Here is a 9,583-nt window from a genome sequence, read left to right as displayed (position 1 = left end):
CTCCCGCCTCCGCCGACACCCCAAAAAAGCGCCGTGGCCGCGACATCCTCGCCGCCCCGGCGTCGCCCGAACTGCTTGCGCTTGCTGCCGAACTGCCGCCGCAGATCCATCTCGGCACCTCGACATGGTCGTTTCCCGGCTGGAACGGCATCGTCTACGGCGAGGAGTACAGCAACAGTAAGCTCTCGCGCGACGGACTCGCCGCCTATGGCAAGCATCCGCTGCTGAAGACGGTCAGCATCGACCGGTCGTTTTATCAGACGCTGCCGGTCACCGATTACTTGCGCTACGCGCAGCAGGTCCCCGAGCATTTCCGCTTCATCGTCAAAGCGCCGATGACGATCACCGACGCCACCGTGCGCGCCGAACGCGGCGAACCGGTATCGCTAAACCCGTGCTTCCTGAACGCGCAGATGGCGATCGACGAATTCGTCACGCCCTGTCTTGAAGGACTCGGCGCGAAAGCCGGCGCGCTGGTGTTCCAGCTTTCGCCGCTGCCAGACCAGATGCTGGCGCAGCCGACGGTGTTCATCGAACGGCTTGCCGAGTTTCTGGTGGCGTTGCCGAAGCTGCCCGACGGCACGTGCTACGCGATCGAAATCCGCGACGCGAGTCTGCTCACGCCGCGCTTCATTCGCGCGCTGAAAACGGCAGGCGTGCGGTATTGCGTGGGGATTCATGCGCGGATGCCGGACCCGCTGCGCCAGGCGGCTGCGCTTGCGCTGCTGGACGGCGAGCCGGCCGGACCACTGATCGTGCGCTGGAGTCTGCACGGCGGCTTCAAATACGAGCAGGCGAAAGCCAGGTACGAGCCGTTCAACCAGCTCGTCGATCATGACCCGGCCACCCGCGCGTCGCTCGCCGAACTGGCCGCACGCTACGCGCTCGCCGGCCAGCCGGTGGTGATCGCGATCAATAACAAGGCGGAGGGATCGGCGCCGCTAAGCTGCGTGGAACTGGCGCGGGCGATTATCGACGCCTATGCGCACCGGGCTCACGAACGTAAGCACGAGCACGATGATGAACGGCCGCAGCCGGATGAACATCGGCCGCAGGAAGACAGCGGCGAACCCGGCAGCGAGCCGGGTTGAACGGGCCGTCTTATCCCGCCTTGATCCGATGCGCGAACTTCTGACGAAACTTCGCGACCTTCGGCGCCACTACGAACGAGCAGTACCCCTGATTCGGATGCTGTGCAAAATAGTTCTGGTGATACGCCTCGGCCGGCCAGTAATTGCCGTCGAGCGGCAGCACCTGGGTGACAATCTGCCCGTCGTAAATCCGCTGTTCGCCGATCTCGCGGATCGCCTGCAGCGCCGTCTCACGCTGCGCATCGGAATGCGTGAAGATCACCGACCGGTACTGCGTGCCGACGTCGTTGCCCTGCCGGTTCAACTGCGTCGGATCGTGGATCGCGAAGAAAATATCGAGAATCTCGCGATAGCTGATCTTCGCCGGATCGAAATCGACCTTCACCACTTCGGCGTGACCGGTCTCGCCGTCACACACCTGCTCATAGGACGGCGCGCGCGTCTGACCGCCCGCATAGCCCGACTCGACCGCATTCACACCGTCGACCCCCAGATACACCGCTTCGAGACACCAGAAACACCCGCCACCGAGGGTGGCGACTTCGCCTGTCTGACTCATGCTGCTCGCTCCTTGATACTGATAGTCGGCCGATGCCGGTCCTGCTTTGCCGCAACGCTCGTGCCACGAGCTGGACTTTCCAGCTTAGCGGGTTTTCCAATGACCGGCTGTGCTCGCGGCCCGTATGCCACGATTGCAGTTAAAATTGGGCCAAATCGACGATTTTCACTATGACTTTCGAATCAATTGTTTCCGACCGCGCGCGCGACGGGTTCCGCCCGGCACCGCCCCGGTCGTTGTCGCGGATCTGCGCCCGATGAAGCGCGCCAGCCCGCCCAATTTCGACCAGCCCGCCTTCAAACAGGCGCTCAGCCAGTTTGCCACCGGCGTCACCGTGATTACGACGCGCGCCGAGTCCGGCCAGTTGATCGGCATCACGGCGAGCTCGTTCAACTCGGTGTCGCTCAATCCGCCGCTGGTGCTGTGGAGTCTCGCCACACGCTCGGCCTCGATGCCGGTGTTCCGCGCCAACAGTCACTACGTGGTCAATGTGCTGGCCGCTTCGCAGCTCGATCTGTGCAAACGCTTCGCGACCGTGAAGGGCGACCGCTTCGAAGGCGTGTCGCACGCGCAGGGCGACACCGGCATGCCGGTGCTCGACGGCGCGCTCGCGTGGTTCGAGTGCCATAACCGCAGCCGTTATGAAGAAGGCGACCACGTGATTTTCGTCGGCGAAGTGGAGCGCTGCGGCGTGCATGAGAAAGCGGCGGAAATCTCGCCGCTGGTGTTTCAGAACGGGCTGTTCCACGGCCTCAAGCCGCTCTGAACGTGGTGCCGCGTCCCGGCTGGACGCGCAGCACGAATGCTGGCGGAGCAGGCGTATCGGCCACGCCAGACGCGGCACCAGGATACCTCGCCTCGCCCGCACCTGCTGCAGCGGCGGCTACAGCACACCGCTAGCCGTCTGACGCCGCACCGCGCGGTGCCCTTCAACGGTCGTTATGCGACGCGCCGTGCCCGGCGCTCTTCTTCACCAGCGACACAGGCACGCCCGAATCTTCCTTGAGCGTCTGCAGCACGATGTTCGAGCGAATATCCATCACGCCCGGCGCTTTGTAGAGCCGCTGCAGCACGAAATCCGAATAGTGTTTGAGGTTGTGCGCGAGAACCCGCAGCAGATAGTGCGTCTCGCCGGTCACGACGAACGCGCCGACCACTTCCGGCCAGTCGCGCACCGCCTCCGCGAAGCGCTCGTGCCAATTCTCCTGATCGTTGCGCATGGACACCTGCACGAACGCTTCCAGTTCGAAACCGAGCACCTCGCGGTTCAGACACGCGCGGTAATGTTCGATGACGCCCTGCTCCTCCAGCAGGCGCAGGCGCCGTAGACAGGCCGACGGCGAGAGCGAGATCCGCTCCGCGAGGTCGAGATTGCTGATCCGTCCTTCTTGCTGAAGCACCGTCAAGATACGGCAATCGGTGGCGTCGAGCGAGATCGCGTTCATATTCGGTCTCCCTTTCCCGTTTGACTCAAATTATGTTCCAAGACACGGCTCAGAAGGAGATTTTTTCGCAATCACATTGTGCGGCGATCCACCTATCATTCCCTCATACACACCATTCGACGCTGGAGACATGCCAACACTTTGGGACATCACCCCCGCCGTCGATAGCGCGACGCCCGTCTGGCCCGGCGACACGCCGGTCGGCATCGAACGCGTATGGCGCATGGAGGCGGGCTCGCCGGTCAACGTCGCGCGTCTGACGCTCTCGCCGCATACCGGCGCGCACACCGACGCCCCGTTGCACTACGACGAGAACGGCGCAGCGATCGGCGAAGTGCCGCTCGATGCCTATCTCGGTTTATGCAGGGTGATTCACTGCATCGGCGCCTCACCTGTTGTGACGCCACAACACCTGGCCGGTTCGCTCGACGAGCTGCCGCCTCGAGTCTTACTGCGCACTTACAAAAACGCCCCGACGACGACCTGGGACAGCGCGTTCTGCGCGGTCGCGCCGGACACGATCGATCAGCTGGCCGCGCGCGGCGTGAAACTGATCGGCATCGACACGCCCTCGCTCGATCCGCAGGAATCGAAGACGATGGACGCTCATCAGCGGATTCGCGCGCATCGCATGGCGATCCTCGAGGGGATCGTGCTCGATGACGTTGCCCCCGGCGATTACGAACTGATCGCGCTGCCGCTCAAGCTGACCACGCTCGACGCGAGCCCGGTGCGCGCGGTGTTGCGCGCGCTGCCCGGCGTGCGCTGACCGTGGCACAACGCATCGACCTCACCGACTTTCACTGATCTGACCGACGGACCCACCATGAACCACCGTGACGAAGCCCTGGCGCTCGATAACGCCGACCCGCTCGCGACGCTGCGCGACCAGTTCGCGCTGTCGCCGACCACCATCTATCTGGACGGCAACTCGCTCGGCGTGCCGCCGGCCGCCGCCGCGCAACGCGCGCAGACCGTGATAGCCGCCGAATGGGGCGAAGGCCTGATCCGCAGCTGGAATGGCGCAGGCTGGTTCGCGCTGCCGCGCCGTCTCGGCAACAAACTCGCGCCGCTGATCGGCGCCACCGACGACGAAGTGGTCGTCACCGATACGATTTCGATCAACCTGTTCAAGCTGCTGTCCGCCGCCGTGCGGGTCGCGAATGCGCGCGATCCGAAGCGTCGCGTGATCGTGTCCGAACGCTCGAATTTCCCGAGCGATCTATACATCGCGCAAGGCCTGATCGAGCAGCTCGACCGCGGCTATGAACTGCGCCTCGTCGACGATCCGTCCGAGCTGCCCGCCGCGATCGGCGACGACACCGCCATCGCGATGCTCACGCACGTGAACTACCGTACCGGCTACATGCACGACATGGCCGCGCTGACGAAGCTGATCCACGACAAGGGCGCGCTTGCGCTGTGGGACCTCGCGCACTCGGCGGGCGCGGTGCCGGTCGATCTGAACGGCGTCGGCGCGGACTACGCTGTCGGCTGCACGTACAAGTATCTGAACGGCGGTCCGGGTTCGCCCGCGTTCGTGTGGGTGCCCAAGCGCCACCAGAATGACTTCGCGCAGCCGCTGTCCGGCTGGTGGGGTCATCGCGCGCCATTCGAGATGAACCCGACGTACCGGCCGGATGACGGCATCGGCCGCTTCCTGTGCGGCACGCAGCCGATGGTGTCGATGGCGCTGGTCGAATGCGGACTCGACGTGTTCCTGCAAACCGACATGCAGGCGGTCCGCAAGAAGTCGCTCGCGCTGACCGATCTGTTCATCGAACTGGTCGAAGCGCGTTGCGGCGAGTTTCCGCTCACGCTCGTGACGCCACGCGAACATGCGCAACGCGGCTCGCATGCGAGCTTCGAACATCCGCATGGCTACGAGGTGATGCAGGCGTTGATCGCGCGCGGCGTGATCGGCGATTACCGTGAGCCGCATGTGTTGCGCTTCGGCTTTACGCCGCTCTACACGCGCTTCGTCGATGTGTGGGACGCGGTGGAAACCTTGCGTGACGTGCTCACGCAGGAGACCTGGCGCGCACCCGAATTCGCCGCTCGCGGTGCCGTTACCTGAGGAGCGCGCGATGACCGATCACATGCAAACGCCGGGTTTGCCGGAAGAGACCATGACGCAGAGATGTCCGTTCGGGCATGGGCGCGAGGCTTCCGCTGCGCCCGACTCCGGCTGGCACGACGCGCAGCTCGACTTCTCCGACTCGATGAGCTACGGCGATTATCTGTCGCTCGGGACGGTGCTCGATGCGCAGCACCCGTTGTCCCCGGATCACAACGAGATGCTGTTCATCATCCAGCATCAGACGAGCGAACTGTGGATGAAGCTCGCGCTCTACGAGTTGCGCGCCGCGCTGCAGGCGGTGCGTCGCGACGAGTTGCCGCCAGCGTTCAAGATGCTCGCGCGCGTGTCGCGGATCATGGAGCAACTGGTACAGGCGTGGAGCGTGCTCGCGACCATGACCCCGTCCGAGTACACCGCGATGCGGCCGTATCTCGGCAGTTCGTCCGGCTTTCAGTCGTACCAGTATCGGCAGATCGAGTTCCTGCTCGGCAACAAGAACGAGCAGATGCTCAAGCCGCATGCGCATCGCGCCGACGTGTTCGCCGAGGTGAAGGCGTCACTCGAAGCGCCCTCTTTCTATGACGAGGTGGTGCGTCTGCTGGCGCGCCGCGGCTTTGCGATTTCAGCGTCGAGGCTGGAGCGCGACTGGACGCAGCCGACCACGCACGACGCCTCGGTCGAAGCAGCCTGGCTGGAGGTGTACCGCAATCCCTCGCAGCATTGGGAGCTGTATGAGATGGCCGAAGAACTGGTCGATCTCGAAGACGCGTTCCGCCAATGGCGGTTCAGGCATGTGACCACGGTCGAGCGCATCATCGGCTTCAAGCAGGGCACCGGCGGCACGAGCGGCGCGCCGTATTTGCGCAAGATGCTGGACGTGGTGCTGTTTCCCGAGCTTTGGCATGTGAGGACGATGCTCTAGCCGGTTGCCGTTGCCGCACCCGCTCGCGCGGCGCGGTTCACCTCGCCGTATATCCGCCGTCGATGGGCAAGCAGATGCCGCTGACCATCGACGCCGCGTCGCTCAACAGAAACATGATCGGCGCGGCCACTTCTGCGGATTGCGCAAAGCGCCGCAAGGGTATCGCCTGCAACGCAGGATCACGTTTCGCGGGATCGCTCCACGCCTGCACCGCCATCGGCGTCAATGTGACCGTGGGGTTCACGCTGTTCACGCGAATCCCGAACGGCCCCAACTCGATGCACAGCGCTCGCGTCACCGCATCGAGCGCCGCCTTCGACGCCGAGTAACTCAGATGATCGTCGAGCGCCACGAGCGCGGCCTGACTCGACACGTTGACGATACTGCCGGCGCGTTTCGCCCCGATCATCCCACGCGCCACGTGCTTCGCCACCAGCACGGCGCCGCGCGTATTCACCGCCATCACGCGATCGAAACTCGCCGCAGTGGTGTCCACCGCGCGCTCGAGCAACGCGATGCCCGCACAATTCACGAGCCCGTCGAACACATCGAGCGAGGCCAACGCATCATCGATCGCGGCTTCGTCGCTCACGTCGAGCGTCAACGGCTCGCAGCCGGTTTCCTCGGCCAGCCGCGCCAGCTCGTTCACGTTGCGCGCGGCGGCCACCACCGCCGCGCCCGCTGCGCACAACGCTTCGACGGTTGCGCGGCCAATCCCGCTGGAAGCGCCCGTGACAAGAATCGAGCGGCCGGAAAAATCGAAAGTAGTATTCATGACGATTGCAACCGATGCATGACCGGCTTCAAGGCCGGATACAAATCCTTATAAACGCCGAAGCGCTGTTCGTACAACACCATGCGCGCCGCGTCGGGCTGCGCGCGTTCGATCAGCGTGACCCAGCCGCCCTGGGCCGCCTCGCGGGAAATGAGCCCGACGCCCACCGCCGCGAGCAACGCCGCGCCCATCGCCGCCTCCACGTCCTGTTCGATCGTGTAGACCGGATAACCGGTGATGTCCGCGATGATCTGCATCCACAGGTCCGAATGCGCGGCGCCGCCGACCACGATCAACTTGTCGTCGAGCGATTGCGCGCCCTGGCGTCCCGCCTCGATGTTGTGCTTCAGCGCGAACGAGACGCCCTCCAGCACCGCGCGATACAGATGCGCGCGCGTGTGAAACAGGCTCAGCCCGACGAACGCCCCACTGGCCTTCGCGTCCCACACCGGGCTGCGCTCGCCCATCAGATACGGCAGGAACATCACGCCGTCCGAGCCGGCCGGCAGTTTGGCGGCGCTCTCCTCGAGCAGACGATGCGGATCGCCATGCGGCGTCGCGCGCGCAGCTTCGATTTCGGCCTGGCAGAACTGCTCACGAAACCACGTGACAGATGCGCCCGCCGTAATCGCGCCGCCGAACACATAGATATCGTGCAGCCCGTTGAATACGTGAGGCATGCTGACCAATCCGTGTCGTGCGTCCACGCTCTGGTTGATGTAGCCCCAGCACATGCTCGTGCCGATCATCGCGACATGCTGGCCGGCGCGTGTCACGCTGGCGGCGAACGTCGCCATCGCGGCATCCACGCCGCCCGCGACGATCGCCGTGCCTGCATCCAGCCCAAGCTGTTCGGTCCACTGCGACAGTAGCCCGCCGACCACGTCGGTCGATTCGACCAGCCGCTCCGGCATCATCGTTGCGGGAATGCCTAGCATGTCGAGTGCTTCGTCCGACCAGTCGCGCTTCGCGATATCGTAGACGCCGCCGATATTGCCGGCCGAACTGTGATCGACGGCCACTTCGCCGGTCAGCATGTAGATCACGTACGCGTTCGGCGGCAGGAAAAAGCGCGTTCGTGCCCAGACGTCCGGCTCGTGGTCGCGCAGCCACAGGATCTTCGTGAAGCCGTAGTAGCTGTCCACGCCGTTGCCGGTGATCGCATATAGCCGTTCGAGATCGACATTGCCGCGCACCCACTCGACCTGCGCGGTCGCGCGGCGATCCATCCAGATCAGACAGGGCGCGAGCGGCCGCATGTCGCTATCGACGGGGATGCCCGAGCCGCCGTACAGGCTACTCACGCAGAGCGCCTTGATCGAACTCGCGGCGATGCCGGCCTGTTTCGCCGCGCCGACGCATGCGGCGACGCACTCCACCACCGCCTTCAACCACACCGCGGGCCATTGTTCGGCCCACAGCGGTTTGGGCGTATCCGGCTGATAGCTCGACGCATGCTGCGCGACGATCGCGCCATGCTGATCGAGCAGCAACGCCTTGGTGCTCTGCGTGCCGATATCGACGCCGATGACGTAGTTCATACAGTCTCCGTTTTATTTGCGGCCTGTCATGCGCCGACAGCCGCGCCGCGTTGGCCTGCGTGCCCGCGTTGCGCGCTCAGGCGCCCGGCTTCATCAGCACCTTGATCGAATCGAGCGAGTTCGCGACCTCGATCGCTTCGTCCCACTCTTCCAGCGAAAAGCCATGCGTGACGATACCCTTTGACGTCACGAGTCCGCGCGCGAGCAGATCGATCGCAATCGGATAGCAGTAGGGTCCGAGATGCGCGCCGCGCACGTCGAGCTCCTTGCGGTCTCCGATCACCGACCAGTCGAGCGTCGTATCCGCGCCGAACACCGAGAACTCGACGAAGCGCCCGAGCTTGCGAATCAGGTCCATCCCCTGGTTCACGCCGATCGGCGCGCCGGTGGTTTCAATGTACACGTCGCAGCCGTAGCCGTCAGTGAGCGAGTGGATGATTGCGAGCGCGTCGTCTTTCTGCGGGTTGATCGTCACGTCCGCGCCGTATTCGCGCGCGAGCGCGAGGCGCTCTTCCACGAGGTCGATCACGACCAGCTTCCTGGGCGTCTTCAGATGCGCGACCTGCGTCATCATCAGACCGAGCGGACCGGCTCCCGCGATCACCACCACGTCGTCGAGTTGCACCTCGCCGCGATTGACCGTATGAATCGCGCACGCGAGCGGCTCGATGATCGCGGCGTCTTCGAGCGAGATGCCGTCGGGAATCTTGTGGACGATCGCCGTCGGCGGAATGCGCATGTACTCGGCCATTCCGCCGTCCGCGACTTCGCGCTGAAAGCCGAAGATGTTGTGTACTTCGCACATCCAGTATTGGCCGGATTTGCAATACCGGCATTTGCCGCACGGCACGATCTGCTCGGCGATCACGCGCTCGCCCTTCTTTACGCCGAAGTGTTCGGCTGCCCCTTCGCCGATCTCCTCGACGTAGCCGAAGAATTCGTGTCCCGGGATCACCGGTGCTTTCACCCACGGACTCGGGCCGCCCCAGAACATCTTGGCGCCCGAATGGCATTTGCAGTCGCTCGCGCAGATGCCGCATGCGGCGATGCGAATCACGAGTTCATGCGCGCGGGCCTGCGGCTTCGACACCTGTTCGACGCGATAGTCTTTCGGTGCATGACAGACGATGGCGGTCATGTTCTGCTTGTCGGATTGAGTCGTCATTGCGT

At 64.3% G+C, this 9,583-nt stretch carries 10 protein-coding genes; 5 read left to right on the top strand and 5 right to left on the bottom strand.

The annotated features are described in order from the left end of the window. A partial coding sequence (locus tag CIC12_RS14645) for a DUF72 domain-containing protein (RefSeq protein ID WP_168664811.1) occupies positions 1-1,091 on the top strand: 1,091 nt, incomplete at its 5' end. Between the two features lie 10 nt (positions 1,092-1,101). On the opposite strand, the gene msrA is transcribed toward CIC12_RS14645, so the two are convergent. Further along, a complete protein-coding gene (msrA, locus tag CIC12_RS14640) occupies positions 1,102-1,650 on the bottom strand; it encodes a peptide-methionine (S)-S-oxide reductase MsrA (protein WP_168664810.1) in 549 nt (182 codons plus the stop codon). A gap of 256 nt (positions 1,651-1,906) precedes the next feature. Here msrA and CIC12_RS14635 point away from each other — a divergent pair, with 256 nt between their 5' ends. Then, positions 1,907-2,416 (top strand): flavin reductase family protein, encoded by a 510-nt coding sequence (locus tag CIC12_RS14635; protein WP_168664809.1) that lies wholly within the window; start codon positions 1,907-1,909, stop codon positions 2,414-2,416. A gap of 163 nt (positions 2,417-2,579) precedes the next feature. Here CIC12_RS14635 and CIC12_RS14630 read toward each other — a convergent pair whose 3' ends face one another. After that, positions 2,580-3,095 (bottom strand): Lrp/AsnC family transcriptional regulator, encoded by a 516-nt coding sequence (locus CIC12_RS14630; RefSeq protein ID WP_042321345.1) that lies wholly within the window; start codon positions 3,093-3,095, stop codon positions 2,580-2,582. A gap of 130 nt (positions 3,096-3,225) precedes the next feature. Between CIC12_RS14630 and kynB the strand changes: the two genes are divergently transcribed. The 3 genes from kynB to kynA are packed head-to-tail and all read left to right on the top strand — an operon-like array spanning position 3,226 to position 6,097. Next, positions 3,226-3,864, top strand: coding sequence for an arylformamidase (gene kynB, locus CIC12_RS14625; RefSeq protein ID WP_168664808.1), 639 nt, complete (start codon positions 3,226-3,228; stop codon positions 3,862-3,864). Between the two features lie 57 nt (positions 3,865-3,921). After that, complete coding sequence (gene kynU, locus CIC12_RS14620) at positions 3,922-5,172, top strand: kynureninase (RefSeq protein ID WP_168664807.1); 1,251 nt, start codon at positions 3,922-3,924, stop codon at positions 5,170-5,172. Positions 5,173-5,182: 10 nt separating this feature from the next. Then, positions 5,183-6,097 (top strand): tryptophan 2,3-dioxygenase, encoded by a 915-nt coding sequence (gene kynA / locus CIC12_RS14615; protein ID WP_168664806.1) that lies wholly within the window; start codon positions 5,183-5,185, stop codon positions 6,095-6,097. Positions 6,098-6,134: 37 nt separating this feature from the next. On the opposite strand, the gene CIC12_RS14610 is transcribed toward kynA, so the two are convergent. From CIC12_RS14610 to CIC12_RS14600, 3 genes are all read right to left on the bottom strand, one after another. Further along, positions 6,135-6,872 (bottom strand): SDR family oxidoreductase, encoded by a 738-nt coding sequence (locus CIC12_RS14610; RefSeq protein WP_168664805.1) that lies wholly within the window; start codon positions 6,870-6,872, stop codon positions 6,135-6,137. Next, positions 6,869-8,413, bottom strand: coding sequence for an FGGY-family carbohydrate kinase (locus CIC12_RS14605; protein WP_168664804.1), 1,545 nt, complete (start codon positions 8,411-8,413; stop codon positions 6,869-6,871). The genes CIC12_RS14610 and CIC12_RS14605 overlap by 4 nt, the downstream gene beginning before the upstream one ends. Positions 8,414-8,489: 76 nt before the next feature. Then, entirely contained in the window at positions 8,490-9,578 is a 1,089-nt protein-coding gene (locus CIC12_RS14600) for an alcohol dehydrogenase catalytic domain-containing protein (protein WP_168664803.1), read from the bottom strand. Between the last annotated feature and the right edge of the window lie 5 nt (positions 9,579-9,583).

Source organism: Paraburkholderia sp. SG-MS1, from assembly GCF_012275575.1.
Lineage (GTDB): Bacteria > Pseudomonadota > Gammaproteobacteria > Burkholderiales > Burkholderiaceae > Paraburkholderia.
This window is presented reverse-complemented; position numbering and strand designations above follow the sequence as displayed.